At 53.1% G+C, this 16,333-nt stretch carries 31 protein-coding genes; all 31 read right to left on the bottom strand.

The annotated features are described in order from the left end of the window. Positions 1–7: 7 nt before the first annotated feature. The 31 genes from rpsK to rpsL all read right to left on the bottom strand — a co-directional run bounded on the left by rpsK (position 8) and on the right by rpsL (position 16,228). Positions 8–403 (bottom strand): 30S ribosomal protein S11, encoded by a 396-nt coding sequence (rpsK, locus tag H2515_RS02705; protein ID WP_014030010.1) that lies wholly within the window; start codon positions 401–403, stop codon positions 8–10. Between the two features lie 17 nt (positions 404–420). Beyond that, complete coding sequence (rpsM, locus tag H2515_RS02700; protein ID WP_014030011.1) at positions 421–777, bottom strand: 30S ribosomal protein S13; 357 nt, start codon at positions 775–777, stop codon at positions 421–423. A 63-nt stretch (positions 778–840) separates the two neighbouring features. Continuing rightward, positions 841–954, bottom strand: coding sequence for a 50S ribosomal protein L36 (gene rpmJ / locus H2515_RS02695; protein ID WP_009568281.1), 114 nt, complete (start codon positions 952–954; stop codon positions 841–843). A 9-nt stretch (positions 955–963) separates the two neighbouring features. Beyond that, entirely contained in the window at positions 964–1,182 is a 219-nt protein-coding gene (infA, locus tag H2515_RS02690; protein WP_010639668.1) for a translation initiation factor IF-1, read from the bottom strand. Next, on the bottom strand, positions 1,183–1,845 hold the full coding sequence (locus H2515_RS02685; RefSeq protein ID WP_065412824.1) for an adenylate kinase: 663 nt from the start codon (positions 1,843–1,845) through the stop codon (positions 1,183–1,185). Further along, positions 1,842–3,173, bottom strand: coding sequence for a preprotein translocase subunit SecY (secY, locus tag H2515_RS02680; RefSeq protein ID WP_065412825.1), 1,332 nt, complete (start codon positions 3,171–3,173; stop codon positions 1,842–1,844). Before secY ends, H2515_RS02685 begins: the two co-directional genes overlap by 4 nt. After that, positions 3,173–3,610: a 50S ribosomal protein L15 gene (gene rplO, locus H2515_RS02675; protein WP_065412826.1), complete on the bottom strand. Its 438-nt coding sequence runs from the start codon at positions 3,608–3,610 to the stop codon at positions 3,173–3,175. The genes secY and rplO overlap by 1 nt, the downstream gene beginning before the upstream one ends. Beyond that, positions 3,607–3,792 carry a 50S ribosomal protein L30 gene (gene rpmD, locus H2515_RS02670; RefSeq protein WP_014030015.1) on the bottom strand — a complete coding sequence of 62 codons (186 nt, stop codon included), beginning with the start codon at positions 3,790–3,792 and terminating at the stop codon, positions 3,607–3,609. The genes rplO and rpmD overlap by 4 nt, the downstream gene beginning before the upstream one ends. Beyond that, positions 3,785–4,315 carry a 30S ribosomal protein S5 gene (gene rpsE, locus H2515_RS02665; RefSeq protein ID WP_014030016.1) on the bottom strand — a complete coding sequence of 177 codons (531 nt, stop codon included), beginning with the start codon at positions 4,313–4,315 and terminating at the stop codon, positions 3,785–3,787. The genes rpmD and rpsE overlap by 8 nt, the downstream gene beginning before the upstream one ends. A 12-nt stretch (positions 4,316–4,327) precedes the next feature. Next, positions 4,328–4,681 (bottom strand): 50S ribosomal protein L18, encoded by a 354-nt coding sequence (rplR, locus tag H2515_RS02660; protein WP_014030017.1) that lies wholly within the window; start codon positions 4,679–4,681, stop codon positions 4,328–4,330. Positions 4,682–4,699: 18 nt separating this feature from the next. Further along, a complete protein-coding gene (gene rplF, locus H2515_RS02655; RefSeq protein ID WP_035193420.1) occupies positions 4,700–5,224 on the bottom strand; it encodes a 50S ribosomal protein L6 in 525 nt (174 codons plus the stop codon). 13 nt (positions 5,225–5,237) lie between these two features. Then, positions 5,238–5,633 (bottom strand): 30S ribosomal protein S8, encoded by a 396-nt coding sequence (gene rpsH, locus H2515_RS02650; protein WP_014030019.1) that lies wholly within the window; start codon positions 5,631–5,633, stop codon positions 5,238–5,240. 9 nt (positions 5,634–5,642) lie between these two features. Then, entirely contained in the window at positions 5,643–5,828 is a 186-nt protein-coding gene (locus tag H2515_RS02645; RefSeq protein ID WP_012536091.1) for a type Z 30S ribosomal protein S14, read from the bottom strand. A gap of 13 nt (positions 5,829–5,841) precedes the next feature. After that, the gene (rplE, locus tag H2515_RS02640; protein WP_014030020.1) at positions 5,842–6,384 is read right to left on the bottom strand and encodes a 50S ribosomal protein L5; all 543 of its coding nucleotides are present in this window, start codon (positions 6,382–6,384) and stop codon (positions 5,842–5,844) included. Between the two features lie 14 nt (positions 6,385–6,398). Next, entirely contained in the window at positions 6,399–6,719 is a 321-nt protein-coding gene (gene rplX / locus H2515_RS02635; RefSeq protein ID WP_014030021.1) for a 50S ribosomal protein L24, read from the bottom strand. A gap of 9 nt (positions 6,720–6,728) precedes the next feature. After that, a complete protein-coding gene (gene rplN / locus H2515_RS02630) occupies positions 6,729–7,097 on the bottom strand; it encodes a 50S ribosomal protein L14 (RefSeq protein ID WP_014030022.1) in 369 nt (122 codons plus the stop codon). Continuing rightward, positions 7,094–7,369 (bottom strand): 30S ribosomal protein S17, encoded by a 276-nt coding sequence (gene rpsQ, locus H2515_RS02625; protein ID WP_014030023.1) that lies wholly within the window; start codon positions 7,367–7,369, stop codon positions 7,094–7,096. The genes rplN and rpsQ overlap by 4 nt, the downstream gene beginning before the upstream one ends. Beyond that, positions 7,366–7,563: a 50S ribosomal protein L29 gene (gene rpmC / locus H2515_RS02620; protein WP_014030024.1), complete on the bottom strand. Its 198-nt coding sequence runs from the start codon at positions 7,561–7,563 to the stop codon at positions 7,366–7,368. Before rpmC ends, rpsQ begins: the two co-directional genes overlap by 4 nt. Next, positions 7,560–7,976, bottom strand: a complete 417-nt coding sequence (gene rplP, locus H2515_RS02615) for a 50S ribosomal protein L16 (RefSeq protein WP_014030025.1) — start codon at positions 7,974–7,976, stop codon at positions 7,560–7,562. Before rplP ends, rpmC begins: the two co-directional genes overlap by 4 nt. A 12-nt stretch (positions 7,977–7,988) precedes the next feature. Then, complete coding sequence (gene rpsC / locus H2515_RS02610) at positions 7,989–8,651, bottom strand: 30S ribosomal protein S3 (RefSeq protein ID WP_035193426.1); 663 nt, start codon at positions 8,649–8,651, stop codon at positions 7,989–7,991. An 11-nt stretch (positions 8,652–8,662) separates the two neighbouring features. Beyond that, entirely contained in the window at positions 8,663–8,995 is a 333-nt protein-coding gene (gene rplV / locus H2515_RS02605; RefSeq protein WP_014030027.1) for a 50S ribosomal protein L22, read from the bottom strand. Between the two features lie 11 nt (positions 8,996–9,006). Continuing rightward, positions 9,007–9,282 carry a 30S ribosomal protein S19 gene (gene rpsS / locus H2515_RS02600; protein ID WP_014030028.1) on the bottom strand — a complete coding sequence of 92 codons (276 nt, stop codon included), beginning with the start codon at positions 9,280–9,282 and terminating at the stop codon, positions 9,007–9,009. Positions 9,283–9,300: 18 nt separating this feature from the next. Beyond that, the gene (rplB, locus tag H2515_RS02595; RefSeq protein ID WP_035193428.1) at positions 9,301–10,125 is read right to left on the bottom strand and encodes a 50S ribosomal protein L2; all 825 of its coding nucleotides are present in this window, start codon (positions 10,123–10,125) and stop codon (positions 9,301–9,303) included. Positions 10,126–10,141: 16 nt separating this feature from the next. Beyond that, a complete protein-coding gene (gene rplW, locus H2515_RS02590; RefSeq protein WP_035193429.1) occupies positions 10,142–10,435 on the bottom strand; it encodes a 50S ribosomal protein L23 in 294 nt (97 codons plus the stop codon). Further along, positions 10,432–11,049, bottom strand: a complete 618-nt coding sequence (rplD, locus tag H2515_RS02585; RefSeq protein ID WP_065412827.1) for a 50S ribosomal protein L4 — start codon at positions 11,047–11,049, stop codon at positions 10,432–10,434. Before rplD ends, rplW begins: the two co-directional genes overlap by 4 nt. Positions 11,050–11,059: 10 nt before the next feature. Beyond that, a complete protein-coding gene (gene rplC / locus H2515_RS02580; protein ID WP_065412828.1) occupies positions 11,060–11,692 on the bottom strand; it encodes a 50S ribosomal protein L3 in 633 nt (210 codons plus the stop codon). 17 nt (positions 11,693–11,709) lie between these two features. Next, positions 11,710–12,018, bottom strand: a complete 309-nt coding sequence (gene rpsJ, locus H2515_RS02575) for a 30S ribosomal protein S10 (RefSeq protein ID WP_014030033.1) — start codon at positions 12,016–12,018, stop codon at positions 11,710–11,712. Further along, a complete protein-coding gene (tuf, locus tag H2515_RS02570) occupies positions 12,018–13,208 on the bottom strand; it encodes an elongation factor Tu (RefSeq protein ID WP_014030034.1) in 1,191 nt (396 codons plus the stop codon). The genes rpsJ and tuf overlap by 1 nt, the downstream gene beginning before the upstream one ends. A 20-nt stretch (positions 13,209–13,228) precedes the next feature. After that, on the bottom strand, positions 13,229–15,328 hold the full coding sequence (gene fusA / locus H2515_RS02565) for an elongation factor G (protein WP_198660864.1): 2,100 nt from the start codon (positions 15,326–15,328) through the stop codon (positions 13,229–13,231). A 31-nt stretch (positions 15,329–15,359) separates the two neighbouring features. Then, positions 15,360–15,830, bottom strand: coding sequence for a 30S ribosomal protein S7 (rpsG, locus tag H2515_RS02560; RefSeq protein WP_014030036.1), 471 nt, complete (start codon positions 15,828–15,830; stop codon positions 15,360–15,362). A gap of 26 nt (positions 15,831–15,856) precedes the next feature. After that, the gene (gene rpsL / locus H2515_RS02555) at positions 15,857–16,228 is read right to left on the bottom strand and encodes a 30S ribosomal protein S12 (protein WP_065412664.1); all 372 of its coding nucleotides are present in this window, start codon (positions 16,226–16,228) and stop codon (positions 15,857–15,859) included. Between the last annotated feature and the right edge of the window lie 105 nt (positions 16,229–16,333).

Here is a 16,333-nt window from a genome sequence, read left to right as displayed (position 1 = left end):
CTAAAAATTAAACACGCCGCTTCTTAGGCGGACGGCATCCGTTATGGGGAATCGGCGTCACGTCGCGAATGCTCGCGATACGGAAACCAACAGAATGAAGTGCACGCACCGTACTCTCCCGACCCGGCCCCGGTCCCCGCACTTCGACATCCAGGTTCTTCACACCAAATTCCTGTGCTTTTTTACCCGCGTTTTCCGCCGCCACCTGTGCCGCGAAAGGTGTGCTTTTGCGTGAACCGCGGAACCCCGACCCGCCAGAACTGGCCCAGGTTAAAACATTGCCCTGACGATCACTGATCGTGATAATCGTGTTGTTGAAGGATGCATAAATGTGCGCAACACCATCAAGAACGTTTTTCTTGACTTTCTTTCGCACACGGGAGTTCGCTTGTGTTTTCGCCATTGCTAGAATCTTCCTGCTTAACGCGTAATGGACTTAGCGGGACCCTTGCGCGTACGCGCATTGGTCTTTGTCCGCTGGCCGTGAACGGGGAGACCGCGGCGATGCCGTATACCGCGATAACAACCCAAATCCATCAGACGTTTGATATTCATGGTGACTTCGCGGCGTAAATCGCCCTCCACCAGAAACTTCGCAACTTCTGAACGTATGCGTTCCAGCTCAGGCTCGCTGATATCCTTGACCCGCATATCAAAGGCGATTTCCGCAGCGCTCAAAACATGCTGAGCACGCGTCTTACCAATGCCATAAATATACGTCAAGGCAATTTCTATTTGTTTATTGTTCGGAATATTTACACCAGCGATGCGGGCCATCCGCAATTCCTCCAAGAGACTGAGTGGGGTGATCCCACAGACCAAACAGTTTCGCCTACCGCCTTAACCCTGGCGCTGCTTATGGCGAGGTTCAACACAAATCACGCGAACCACACCATTACGACGAACAATTTTGCAGTTACGACAAAGTTTCTTAACCGACGCACGAACCTTCATGTCTATCCCCTATTTGGCACGATAAATGATGCGACCCTTGGTTAAATCATAAGGCGTCATCTCTACGGTAACCTTATCCCCAGGTAGAATACGGATATAATGCATCCGCATTTTACCGGAAATATGTGCATTAACCACATAGCCATTCTCCAAGCGTACCTTGAACGTCGCACTTGGCAAATTCTCTATTACCTCACCCTGCATTTCCAGGGTATCTTCTTTCGACATTTAGCCTGCTACCCCTACCGCTTTCACGATTCTAGAGAATACATCATCGACTTCGCCCTCCCCACTCACCAGGTGATAGGCAGGTCGATCGTGATAGTAAGCGATCAAAGGCGCAGTCTCCGCCTGATAAACAGCCAATCGTTTGCGAATTACTGCAGGCTGATCATCATCACGTTGCTGCAACCCGCCCCCACAGATATCACAGAGCCCATAAACTGTGGGCGCATGGTAGCGTATGTGATAGATCGCCCCGCATTTCGAACATACCCTCCGTCCGGAGAGGCGTCCGACAATTTCTTCGTCATCCAAATCCAAATGCAGCACCGCGCCAATTTCATCGCCATGCGCAGCTAATAAGTTATCAAGCGCATGCGCCTGGTGGATAGTCCGAGGAAATCCGTCGAAAATAACGCCATCCGACGCGTCCTCAAGAAGTAGCCGCTCCTCAACGATACGGACAATAATTTCATCACCCACCAGCGCGCCGGACTCCATCACTGCCGCCGCACGCAGCCCGGTCTCTCTGCCAGACTGAACAGAGGCGCGGAGCATATCACCAGTGGACACATGAGGCAAGTCCATTAACTGGGCGAGCCGCTGAGCCTGGGTACCCTTACCGACGCCCGGAGCACCAAGAAAAATCAAATGCTTTGCCACTATCATCGCCCACTGAGAGGATTTTTACGAATCAACCCCTCGTACTGATGGGTGAGCAGATGACTTTGAATCTGGCCCATCAAATCCATCATCACCACGACGACAATCAACAGACTGGTGCCACCGAAATAGAACGGCACATTGTACTGAACAATGAGGAACTCTGGCAGCAGACAAACCAAGGTCAGATATATGGCGCCCCAAACCGTGAGCCGGGTAAGAATTCGATCCATGTATTTTGCCGTATGCTCGCCAGGCCGGATACCCGGCACGAAGGCTCCAGATTTCTTCAGGTTATCTGCGGTATCCCGCGGATTAAACACCATGGCCGTATAGAAAAAAGCAAAAAATACAATCGCAGTGGTGAACACCACCACGTAAAGTGCAGACCCTGGGCTCAACGCCTGTCCAAAGCGCGCAAGCCACTCCATTCCCGGTACGTTAGCGAACCATCCAGATAACGTCGCCGGCAACAAGATGATGCTAGACGCAAAGATTGGCGGAATTACGCCGGACATGTTCACTTTGAGCGGCATGTGCGTGCTTTGGCCCCCATATATCTTACGGCCAACTTGGCGCTTGGCATACTGGATGGGAATACGCCTCTGCGCACTCTCCATAAATACCACAAAGCCGGTCACCCCAAGCGCAAGGACAAAAAGCGCCACAACGAATAACGGCTGAAACTGACCGGTTTTGGTGAGCTCAACAGTCGTCCCGATGGCGTCTGGTAGGCCAGCGACAATACCGGCAAATATGATCATAGAGATGCCGTTACCGATTCCCCGCTCCGTAATCTGTTCCCCAATCCACATCAGAAAGACCGTGCCGCAGGCAAGGGAAATTGTTGTCGTGAACAGAAACAGTGGACCTGGATCAATCACCACGGGAAGATGTCCGGCGTGCATTTTCTCAATCGCGATGGCGATTCCCAAGCCCTGCATCAGAGCAAGTATGACCGTAGCATAACGCGTGTACTCTGTTATTTTACGGCGCCCGGCTTCACCTTCCTTTTTAAGTTCTTCGAGCTTTGGAAAAACCGACCCTGCCAGTTGGAAGATGATTGATGCGCTGATGTAGGGCATGATCCCTAAAGCGAAAACGGTCAGGCGGGAAAGTGCCCCCCCCGAGAACATGTTAAACATGCCCAAGATGGTTCCACGCTGCTGGTTAAAAAATGCCGCCATTGCTGCCGGATCGATTCCCGGTACGGGTATGTGCGCACCGACACGAAAAACCAGAAGCGCGCCTAGCAGGAAAAGAATGCGGTTACGTAACTCATTGATCTTTCCGGCCCCTTGTGCGGCGCCTCCAATGCTACGTAACCCAGCCATTAACCTTCTACCTTTCCGCCAGCCTGCTCAATAGCCGCCCGCGCACCCGCGCTTACCCGCAGGCCGCGCACGGTTAAAGCCTGCGTGATTTCGCCGGTTAAAATAACCTTAACCGAATCTGGCGAGCCACGAACAATGCGCCGAAGCAGCAAGCCTTCGAGATCTACTACGCCGTCAATTGCCGCAGACTCCAGTTGAGACAACGCCACCTCAACAACGCGGGCACCTAAGGGGTTACGGAAACCACGCTTAGGAATGCGTCGTTGCAAAGGCATCTGACCGCCTTCGAAACCCACCTTATGGTAACCACCGGATCGCGCATGCTGACCTTTGTGACCACGACCGGCCGTTTTGCCGAGACCGCTGCCGATCCCGCGTCCAACACGGCGGCGGTCCTTTTTCGAGCCCTCTGCAGGCGCAATTGTATTTAATTTCATGACAGCTCTTCCCACCGTAGTAGATAGGGTATCTTATTGACCATTCCACGAATCTCTGGGGTATCCAGACGTTCTACCGAATGATTTGTATGGCGCAAGCCGAGTCCCACCACAATCCGACGTTGCTTTTCGGCGACGCCAATCAAACTTTTTACCAGCGTGATACGCAGATGCTTACTCATCATGCCCTCCTCCGCCGCGGATTTCCTTCAGACTCTTGCCACGTTTCATGGCGATTGCCTGGGGGCTGGCCAATTTATTAAACGCATCAAAAGTCGCGCGCACAACATTAATAGGATTATTGGAACCGAGTGACTTGGCTACCACGTTGCGTAGGCCTACCGCCTCACAAACTGCCCGCATCGCACCACCGGCAATGACACCGCTACCTTCCGGCGCTGGCCGTAGAATGACGCGTGCTGCCCCATGACGACCCTCTACCGGGTAAGGAATCGTGCCACCTCGCATCAGAGGTATGGTCGTCATCCACCGCCGTGCCTGATCAGTAGCCTTTTGAATCCCCGCAGGAACTTCTTTAGCTTTGCCGCGACCGAAACCGACCTTGCCATCCCCATCGCCCACCACCATAAGCGCTGCAAAGCCGAACTGACGGCCGCCTTTGACTACCTTGGAAACGCGGTTAATGTGAATAAGTTTTTCCTGCATTCCGTCGTTGGACTGCGTATCGCGATTTTCCCGTGCCATCTTAGCTCTCCATCAGAACGACAACCCGCCTTCACGGGCAGCGTCGGCCAAAGCTCTCACCCGACCATGGTAACGATATCCGCTCCGGTCAAATGCCACTTCCTTAACGCCCACAGCCAATGCCTTCGCTGCAACCCGTTGTCCAATAGTTGCGGCGGCCGCAACATCTGCTCCGTGCGGCATTTGCTTGCGAAGTTCACCCTCTAGGCTGGACGCCTGCGCGAGAACCTTCCCTTGCCTGTCATCAATCACCTGAGCATAAATATGCTTGCCGGAACGAAAAACACAGAGCCGTGGTTTAGCCTGCGATGCGATGCGCGCCCGGGTTTTACGTGCCCGACGAAGTCTTGACAAATTTTTATTCATAGTAGTAAGCCTCAACCATTATTTCTTCTTCGCTTCTTTACGTCTGACATTTTCACCGGCGTAACGTACACCCTTACCTTTGTATGGCTCCGGAGGACGGTAAGCACGAATATCTGCGGCTATCTGACCAACCTTCTGCTTATCGATGCCCCGAATAACTATTTCTGTCTGTGTCGGTGTTTCGATGCTGATATCGTCAGGCACCGGATAATCCACCGGATGGGAAAAACCGAGACTCAGGCTGAGCGACTTACCCTTCGCCTGGGCCCGATAACCCACACCGATAATTTCTAGCTTTTGTTCAAAGCCTTGTGAGACACCTTGTACCATATTGTTCAGTATCGCCCGCATCGTTCCCGCCTGAGCATTTTGGTCTTCCACCCAAGTTAGTGACGCCACACCGGCATCCACCTGCAATTCCACAGCGGGGTGGAAAGGCACCGAAATTTGTCCTTTAGGGCCTTTCACTACCAGACGCTGTTCTGCAACATGGACTTCGACGCCCTTAGGAAGAGGCACTGGCTGTTTCGCTACACGAGACATTTTCGTCCTCCCCTTAGGATACAACGCAGAGAACTTCACCACCGATACCCGCAGAACGAGCCGCGCGATCGGTCATAATTCCCTGAGAAGTCGATATAATTGCGATGCCAAAACCGTCACGCACGCGTGGTAACTCTTCGGCGCCACGATAAATACGAACACCAGGCCGACTTACTCGCCGAATCTCCACAATGACACCTGCACCCGCGTAATACTTTAACGTTAAGTTAAGAACGGGATGCCCGTCTAACACGTCTTCTTTCACATCCAGGATGTAACCCTCTTCCACCAAGACCCGCGCAATGGCGCGTTTCAGCTTGGAAGCAGGCATCTGCACTTTCGCCTTATTTACCTGTTGCGCATTACGAATGCGCGTCAGCATATCAGCAATAGGATCCGTCACGCTCATCGTGTTTCCTCACCAGCTCGCTTTGACGATACCGGGAATCGACCCAGCCGAAGCATGCTTACGAAAGCACAAACGACAGAGGCCAAACTTCCGATAGTAACCGCGTGAACGCCCGCACAATTTGCACCGGTGATACGCACGCACCTTAAATTTTGGAGTCCTTTCAGACTTTGCGATCAATGATTTCTTTGCCACGCGTCAAACTCCTTCAAGACCGGAAGGGCATCTTGAAGGCTTTTAAAAGCCCAAGGCCCTCTTCATCATTCTTGGCGGTGGTAGTGAATACCACGTCCAACCCGCGCAAACGATCGATTTTATCATATTCAATTTCAGGGAATATGATTTGCTCTTTCACGCCCATCGTATAATTTCCACGCCCATCAAACGACCGCGGCGAAAGACCACGGAAGTCTCTGATTCGAGGAATAGCCACACTGACCAGGCGATCCAAAAACTCGTACATCAAAATCCCACGCAGAGTCACCATGCATCCAATAGGATAACCATCGCGTATTTTGAAGGCCGCTACGGATTTCCGTGCGCGCGTCACTACGGGCTTCTGGCCTGCGATTTTAGTCATATCGCCAACAGCTGCTTCTAGAATTTTTTTGTCGCCCACGGCCTCACCCACGCCCATGTTCAGAGTGATCTTCCGCAGTTTTGGCACTTCCATCACACTACTAAAGCCAAAATCTTGCATTAGCTTGGGCGCGATAGACGTTTTATACAAAGAATGCAAACGTGCTTCCATATTATTTCCCTTGCTTAACGGCGGCCAATAACTTCGCCGTTGCTCTTAAAAACACGCACTTTCTGCCCGTCCTCAAGCACCTTATAACCAATTCGATCCCCGTTACCTGTGGCCGCATTAAAAATTGCCACATTAGATACATGAATTGGCGCCTCTTTTTCCACGATACCGCCAGGCTTGCCCATGCGATCAGGACGAACGTGCCGCTTAACCATGTTCACCTTTTCGACCACCACCCGTAACTCTTCCCGCAGTACCTTGAGCACTTTACCTCGCTTGCCCTTGTCCTTACCGGTCAGAATCACGACCTCATCGTCCTTACGTACCTTCAACATGGTCATCCCCTACAGCACTTCCGGCGCCAATGAAATTATCTTCATAAAATTAGCACCGCGTAACTCGCGCGTCACCGGGCCAAAAATACGTGTACCAATTGGTTGCAACTGGTTATTTAAGAGCACAGCCGCATTACTGTCAAAACGAATCAAAGATCCATCTTCGCGGCGTACACCCTTACGGGTACGCACAACGAGCGCATTATAAACGTCGCCCTTTTTTACCTTGCCACGCGGGACGGCGTCTTTGATGCTCACCTTGATGACATCGCCGATACCTGCATAACGCCGATGCGAGCCACCAAGCACCTTAATACACATTACTTCCCGGGCGCCGCTATTGTCAGCAACACTCAGCCTGGTCTGCATCTGTATCATGCGGTATCTCCTTCCACAATGCCTTGAGCAAGCACATTCACCAAACGCCAGCTCTTCGTTTTCGACAACGGGCGACACTCTTCAATTTTCACGGTGTCGCCGATCTGGCAGGTATTTTCCGCATCATGGGCGTGAAATTTCTTGGATCGCCGAATATATTTTTTATAAAGCGGATGTTGGATACGACGCTCAACATTGACCACTATAGTCTTATCCATAAGGTTGCTGACCACCGTACCTACCAAACTCCGCGGGTTCTTCGCCTCGGTCATAAGTGCGCTTCCTTCTTCACAGTAATAGCGGTCCGCACACGCGCAATATCACGACGCACAAAGCGTAAACGCGACGTCTTGGCTAATTGACCTGTAGCGTGTTGCATGCGTAATTTGAACTGCTCCTCCAAAAGGAGCATCAGTTGTGCTTGGCAACCTGCCAGATCCAGTTTTTGAACTTCCTGAGCTTTCATCCCATCACCCGTCTACTGACAAATATTGTCTGTATCGGAAGCTTGGCCGCACCCAGGGCAAATGCCTCACGGGCCACTTCTTCCGTTACACCTTCCATTTCATAAAGCACTTTACCGGGCTGAATCAAGGCCACCCAGTATTCCGGGTTACCCTTACCTTTGCCCATGCGCACTTCTGCCGGCTTTTTGCTGATCGGTTTGTCGGGAAAAATGCGAATCCACATACGCCCACCGCGTTTTACATGCCGACTGATGGCGCGCCGGGCGGCTTCGAGCTGCCTGGCCGTGATACGACCCCGACCAACGGCTTTAAGGCCAAATTCGCCAAAGCTCACTTTGTTTCCGCGAGTAGCAATACCACGATTGCGACCCTTGTGTTGTTTACGAAATTTTGTACGTTTAGGTTGCAGCATCGGACACTCCCGTCACTTCTGGCGGGCAGCGGGCATTTGCGCCGTGCTCCACTCGAGGATTTCGCCTTTGAAGATCCACACCTTTACCCCGATAATGCCGTAGGTGGTTTTGGCTTCTGCGAAACCATAGTCAATATCGGCGCGCAACGTATGCAGTGGAACGCGACCCTCCCGGTACCATTCGGTACGTGCAATTTCTGCACCGCCAAGACGACCGGCACAGTTGATACGCATGCCTAACGCGCCAAAGCGCATAGCGTTGGTAACTGCCCGCTTCATCGCACGTCGAAACATAATGCGGCGAACAAGTTGCTGCGCAACGCTTTCGGCTACCAACTGCGCGTCCAGTTCAGGCTTGCGGATTTCTTCCACATTGATATGGACAGGAACTCCCATGCGTCTCTGTACATCGTGACGAAGTTTTTCAATATCTTCGCCTTTCTTGCCGATAACAATGCCGGGCCTGGCGGTGTGCACCGTAATACGCGCACTTCGCGCAGGGCGCTCAATGATAATGTCAGAGACTGCGCCGCCGACGAGTCGTTCACGAATAAACTGACGGACATTGATGTCTTCCAACAGCTTTTGTTGGAAGTCGCCTTTACCATACCACCGGGAATTCCAATTCTTAATGATTCCCAGACGCAGTCCGATTGGATTGGTTTTTTGTCCCATACGTTCCTCAGTTAACTCTCTGCGACGACAACGGTGATATGGCTGGTGCGCTTGAGTATCCGCGAGCCACGTCCTTTCGCTCTGGCCGCGAAGCGCTTGAGCACTGCACCACCGTCAATCATGATCTGCTCGACGACCAAAGCATCTACGTCTGCGCCTTCGTTATTCTCGGCATTTGCGATAGCAGACTCCAGACATTTGCGAATCGGCAGCGCGGCCTTTTTGGTAGTGAAGCGCAAGATCTCCAGTGCCTTACCCACCGGCTGTCCGCGCACCAGATCAGCGACCAGGCGCGCTTTTTGGGGGGACATTTGAAGTCCTTTTAGTACTGCTGATGATTTCATCACATTCCCCTTTAGCGCTTAGCTTTCTTGTCGGCAACGTGACCCTTGAAGGTTCGCGTTAAAGCGAATTCGCCGAGCTTGTGGCCAACCATATTCTCATTGACGACTACTGGAATATGTTGACGGCCATTATGAATGCTAATGGTTAATCCAATGAAATCAGGTGTAATTGTCGAGCGGCGCGACCACGTCTTGATCGGACGACGGCTGCTGCTCGCCTGAGCACTCTGCACTTTACGGTCCAAATGTTCATCAATGAACGGACCTTTTTTAATCGAACGTGGCACGTGAAATCCCCTTAACCACTAACGCGAACGACGACGCACAATCATACTACTCGTACGCTTATTTCTACGGGTACGATAACCCTTTGTTGGCTGACCCCAAGGTGATACCGGATGACGGCCACCGGAGGTGCGCCCTTCGCCACCGCCATGCGGGTGATCCACTGGGTTCATCGCAACACCACGAACCGTTGGCCGTACGCCGCGCCAGCGCGTCGCACCCGCCTTACCCAATTGGCGGGAGCCGTGCTCTTCATTCCCAACCTCACCTATCGTAGCGCGGCAGGATACATGAATTCGCCGCACTTCACCAGAGCGCAATCGCACTTGGGCATAATCTCCGTCACGCGCCATGAGCTGAGCAGATGCACCAGCAGAGCGAGCAATCTGCCCACCCTTGCCGGGCCGCATTTCAATGTTATGCACCACCGATCCCACGGGAATATTGCGCAGCGGCATACAATTACCGGGCTTAATGGGCGTCTGCTCAGCGGAGAGCACAGGATCACCACTGGACATGCCTTTTGCCGCGAGAATATAGCGACGCTCGCCATCGACATAGCAAATCAACGCAATATGGGCCGAGCGATTGGGGTCATACTCTAAGCGTTCGACCTTACCCGGTATATCTAACTTATTACGCTTAAAATCTACCAAGCGATAGTGTGACTTGTGCCCACCACCCTGGTGCCGCCGTGTAATACGCCCAAGATTGTTGCGGCCACCACTGTGCGACTGAGCCTCAACCAGAGCGGGATACGGATCTCCTTTATGGAGCCTCGCGTCGACCGTTTTTACTACAAAACGCCGTCCCGGAGAGGTCGGCTTGGTTTTAATAAGTGCCATCTGTTATCCCTTTTCCTCAGGCAACGCCGTAATCTATGCTGCTGCCCTCGGCCAGCCGTACATAGGCTTTCTTCCAAGAAGAGCGATGGCCGACATGACGACCCATGCGCTTTTCCTTACCTAGATAGTTGCAAGTCTGGACAGAAAGAACCTGAACCGCAAAGAGTTTTTCAACCGCCGACTTGATTTCCAGCTTGGTAGAATCACGAGCAACCTTAAACACGAACTGATTCGACTGCTGCTGCACCATCGTGCTCTTTTCACTGATAATGGGCGCCAGCAAGACAAGATACTTACGCTCAGCATTCATCCGTACACCTCACCTAATCTGGCTGCCGCTTCGGTATCCAGTAAAACACGGCCATACTGGAGAAGATCAGCAGGCCCGATATCCTGCCATCCGGCGATACCCACCCGCGGAAAATTGCGCAGGCCCAAGAAAAGATTCAACGGCACTTCACCCATGACCAGCAGAAAATTATCTCCGCCCGCGCGGCTCAACCAGTCTTTAGCGAGTCGACTCCGCGGCTCACCGAGATCCTCCTGCTGTATAATTTGCAAACGACCCTGACGCAGCAATTCCGCCAGCACAGTGCGCATTGCTCCAGCCCACATTTTCTTGTTGACCTTCTGGGCATAATTTTCATTGCCGCCAGGAAAGGCGCGTCCACCACCACGCCAGATCGGGCTGCGAATACTGCCGGCACGTGCTCGACCAGTACCTTTCTGTTTCCACGGCTTACGTCCACCACCACGCACTGCCGCGCGATTCTTCTGTACGGCGTTTGCCGAACGCATACCGGCCATCTGAGCTACCACGACCTGATGCAATAATGCCTCATTATAAGGCACTCCGAACACACCATCGGCGACCTCAATATCGCTGCTCTTCCCGGTGGTCACTTCCAAGCTTTGCACTTGCATTATTTTTCTCCTAACCACGCACGGCAGGACGAACTATCACGTCCCCGTCACGGGCACCGGGAACAGCGCCCTTAATCATGAGCAGGCGACGATTCGCATCGATACGCACCAATTCAAGATTAAGCGTCGTGACCTGCTCGGCACCCAAGTGCCCTGCCATTTTCTTGCCCTTGAACACCCGTCCAGGTGTCTGCCGACAACCGATAGAACCAGGTGCACGGTGTGACAACGAATTACCATGACTGGCCCGGTTACTCCGGAAATTATGGCGTTTGATGGCACCAGCGAAGCCCTTGCCTTTGCTGACCCCAGACACGTCCACGCGCTGACCTTCCGCGAAAATGTCGAGACCGATGTCCGCACCGCAGACATAAGCAGCGTCCTCCGCTATACGAAACTCCCGTAAAAGCCGCCCCGGGGCTATTCCGCTCTTGCGAAAATGTCCAGCCAGTGCAGAGGTTACCCGTTGTGGACGGCGCTCACCGGTTGCTAACTGTACTGCACAGTAACCGTCAGTGGCGATATCTTTAACCTGTGCCACCGTATTCGGCGCCACATGAATGACGGTTACCGGCAATACACGCCCGTCTTCTGTAACGATGCGCGTCATACCCACTTTCCGTCCGATCAGGCCCATTACCATTGTATCGTCCTTTATAATTACAGCTTGATCTCGACATCGACGCCAGCCGCCAGATCAAGTTTGATCAGGGCATCTACCGTCTTGTCGTTGGGATCGAGAATATCGAGTAAGCGCTTGTGCGTGCGCTGTTCAAATTGATCACGCGCATTTTTATCCACATGCGGTGAGCGCAGGACCGTAAAGCGTTCAATTTTTGTAGGAAGAGGAATCGGCCCACAAACACGGGCACCGGTCCGGCGCGCGGTTTCTACGATTTCCGCAGCGGAAATATCGAGCATACGATAATCATACGATTTAAGGCGAATACGAATTTTAGAACTTTCCATTACTCGACCACCTTTGAGACCACGCCAGCGCCAACGGTACGTCCACCTTCGCGGACCGCGAAACGCAAACCTTCTTCCATCGCAATCGGTGCAATCAGCGCTACCTTGAACAAAATGTTGTCTCCCGGCATCACCATCTCCACACCTTCCGGTAATTCCACCGCACCCGTTACGTCGGTGGTACGGAAGTAAAACTGCGGACGATAACCATTGAAAAATGGCGTGTGACGACCACCTTCTTCCTTGGACAATACATATACTTCTGCTTCAAAACGCGTGTGCGGCTTGATGCTGCCGGGCTTGGCCAACACCTGACCACGCTCTACGTCATCTTTCTTCGTGCCGCGCAGCAGAACGCCAACGTTGTCTCCAGCCTGACCCTGATCCAGAATCTTGCGGAACATCTCAACGCCAGTGACAATGCTCTTGACCGTGTCACGGATACCAATAATCTCAATTTCATCACCAATCTTGACTATCCCACGCTCAATACGTCCGGTCACCACCGTGCCCCGGCCAGAGATGGAAAACACGTCTTCAATCGGCATCAGGAAGGGCTTGTCAATGGGACGCTCGGGCATCGGAATGTAACTGTCCATAGCCTCGGCCAGCCTGAAAATAGCCGGCTCACCAATGTCACTCTGGTCCCCTTCCAGGGCCTTGAGTGCAGAGCCAATAATCACCGGAATGTCATCACCAGGAAACTCATACTTGACGAGCAGTTCGCGCACTTCCATTTCGACCAGTTCCAGCAACTCGGCGTCGTCCACCATGTCAGCCTTGTTCAGAAACACCACAATAAAGGGGACGCCAACCTGCCGGGCGAGCAGAATGTGTTCGCGGGTCTGGGGCATCGGGCCGTCGGCTGCCGAACACACCAAAATGGCACCATCCATCTGCGCAGCGCCAGTGATCATGTTCTTCACATAGTCGGCGTGACCTGGGCAGTCCACGTGGGCGTAGTGACGATTTGCCGTTTCGTATTCCACGTGCGAGGTCGCAATCGTGATCCCGCGTGCCCGCTCTTCCGGCGCATTGTCAATCTGATCATAAGCGCGAACCTCACCACCAAACTTCGCCGACAACACCTTCGTCAGCGCCGCCGTCAATGTGGTCTTACCATGGTCCACGTGACCAATCGTTCCCACGTTCACATGCGGCTTCGTCCGCTCAAATTTCCCTTTGGACATCTTGAACTCTCCCGTTACGACTAGCGCTGACTTTTCTTGACAATGGCCTCGGCCACATGACCGGGGACTTCCATGTACTTCTCAAACTGCATGGTATAGGTAGCCCGGCCCTGAGAAAGTGAACGCACGGTCGTCGCATACCCAAACATTTCCGCCAGAGGCACTTCGCAGCGGATCATCTTTGCACCCGCCTCGTCTTCCATACCTTGCATCATACCGCGGCGGCTATTGATGTCACCGATGATGTCACCCATATATTCTTCCGGAGTTACCACCTCTACGGCAAAAATGGGTTCCAGCAATACCGGGTTGGCCTTCGCCGCGCCCGCTTTGAAACCCATCGACCCTGCGATTTTAAATGCCGCCTCGGAAGAGTCGACATCATGATAAGAACCATCAAAAAGGGTGACTTTAATGTCCACCACAGGGAAGCCCGCAATGATACCATTTTCCAGCGCTTCTTCAATACCCTTTTCGGTCGGGTTGATAAACTCTTTGGGTACGGTACCGCCGACCACCCCATTCTCAAAGATAAAACCGCTTCCTGGTTCAAGCGGCTCAAGACGCAACCAGACGTGTCCGTATTGACCGCGTCCACCTGACTGGCGGACAAACTTCCCTTCTGACTCAACCATTTTGCGAATCGTCTCGCGGTACGCCACCTGCGGAGCACCGACGGTCGCTTCAACGCCGAACTCGCGCTTCATGCGGTCGACGATGATCTCCAGGTGCAACTCGCCCATACCAGAAATGATGGTCTGTCCGGATTCTTGATCGGTACGCACCCGGAACGATGGATCTTCCTGAGCAAGCTTACCTAGGGCAATACCCATCTTTTCCTGATCCGCCTTGGTTTTTGGCTCGACCGCAACATGAATCACTGGCTCGGGGAATTCCATCTGCTCCAAAGCAATCGGCTTACTTAAGTCACAGAGTGTATCTCCGGTGTAGGCGGTTTTCAGCCCGACAGCGGCGGCAATATCTCCCGCGAACACCTCCTTGATTTCGTGGCGCTCGTTGGCATGCATCTGCAGCACGCGGCCAATACGTTCTTTCTGATCGCGGCCTGGATTGAGCACCGTGGAACCAGCAGTGAGCACCCCCGAATAAACCCGGAAGAAAGTGAGCTGTCCAACAAAGGGATCCGTCGCGATTTTGAACGCCAAAGCCGAGAAAGGCTCGCTATCATCTGCAGAGCGGACGATTTCTGCCCCGCTATCAGGATGTGTGCCTTCCACTGGCTTAATATCGACTGGTGACGGCAGGTAGTCCAGCACCGCATCCAACGCTGCCTGCACGCCTTTGTTCTTAAATGCACTGCCGCACAACACCGGCACCACAGCACCGGCAATCGTCGCCCTGCGCAACGCCGCCTGCAATTCTTTGATGCTGATTTCCTCGCCTTCGAGATATTTTATCATCACGACTTCATCGGCATCAGCTATCGCCTCTACCATGAAGTGACGCGCCGCTTCGGCATCAGCTTGCAAAGCGGCAGGAATCTCTTCTTCCGTAAACCGGGTGCCCTGCAACGCATCATCCCAGTTGATGGACTTCATTTTCATCAGATCGATGACACCGCTGAAGTGATCCTCTTCACCAATGGGCAACTGGATCGGGATCGGATTACCACGCAGCTTGGCTGCAATCTGCTCAACAACCCGCTTGAAGTTCGCGCCCTGGCGATCCATCTTATTCACGAACGCAATACGGGGAACCTTATATTTGTTTGCCTGCCGCCACACGGTCTCAGACTGAGGTTGCACACCACCTACCGCGCAAAACACCGCCATGGCACCGTCCAGCACACGCAGTGAGCGCTCCACTTCAATGGTGAAATCGACATGGCCTGGCGTATCAATAATATTGATACGATGCTCTGCTCGCTTTCCGTCCATCCCCTTCCAGAAACAGGTGGTCGCCGCGGAAGTAATGGTGATACCGCGCTCCTGCTCTTGGGCCATCCAGTCCATGACCGCAGTACCTTCATGCACTTCGCCAATCTTATGCGAGACGCCGGTGTAGAATAAAATGCGCTCAGTGGTAGTCGTTTTGCCGGCATCGATGTGTGCCATGATGCCGATATTGCGATAACGTTCGATGGGGGTTGTGCGAGCCACGTTTCAGTCCTTGTGCGTAAGGTGCAACCAGTTACCAGCGGAAATGAGCAAAGGCCTTATTGGCTTCAGCCATACGGTGGGTTTCCTCGCGCTTGCGAACCGCATTACCGCGATTTTCGGCCGCTTCGAGAATTTCCGCCGCGAGGCGATTACCCATGGACTTCTCGTTACGCTTGCGCGCCGAGTCACGTAGCCAGCGCATGGCCAGGGCCATACGCCGATCCGAGCGGATTTCTACGGGCACCTGATAGGTGGCACCACCAACGCGGCGGCTTTTCACTTCCACCACAGGCCGCACGTTATCAATCGCCTTACGAAAAATTTCGAGGGCATCGCTTTTGCTGCGCTCTGCCACCATTTCCAGGGCACCGTAAACGATTTTTTCAGCCGTGCTCTTCTTGCCGTCACGCATAATCACGTTGGCAAACTTGGCAATTACTTCTTCTTTGTACTTGGGGTCCGGCAGGACGATCCGCTTGGGGACTTCACGACGTCTTGGCATGGCGCAACAACTCCTTCAATCAATGCTTACTTGGGACGCTTGGCGCCATACTTGGAACGTGACTGCTTACGGTTTTTAACGCCCGCAGTATCCAAGGTGCCCCGCACAATGTGATAGCGCACACCAGGAAGATCTTTCACACGACCACCGCGAATCAGCACCACTGAGTGCTCTTGCAGGTTGTGACCCTCACCCGGAATGTAACTACTGACCTCAAAACCATTCGTGAGACGCACACGGGCGACCTTACGCAACGCTGAGTTAGGCTTTTTAGGGGTTGTCGTGTAGACACGGGTACACACCCCCCGCTTCTGCGGGTTAGCTTCCAAGGCGGGTACCTTGCTTTTGGCGACAGGTCGCTTACGTGGCTTACGCACGAGCTGATTTAATGTGGGCATTTACAATCTCCAGAGTACGATGATGGCCGCCAGCCTCTCATCGATGAGAGGGCGCATTCTAGTTAGACTTGCCTTGACTGTCAAGGCAAGTCTTAGTCACACAAC

It is taken from the genome of Acidithiobacillus ferrivorans, from assembly GCF_016250455.1.
Classification (GTDB): Bacteria; Pseudomonadota; Gammaproteobacteria; order Acidithiobacillales; family Acidithiobacillaceae; genus Acidithiobacillus; species Acidithiobacillus ferrivorans.
Note: the sequence above shows the minus strand (reverse complement) of the source record. Positions and strands in the feature narration are given on the sequence as shown.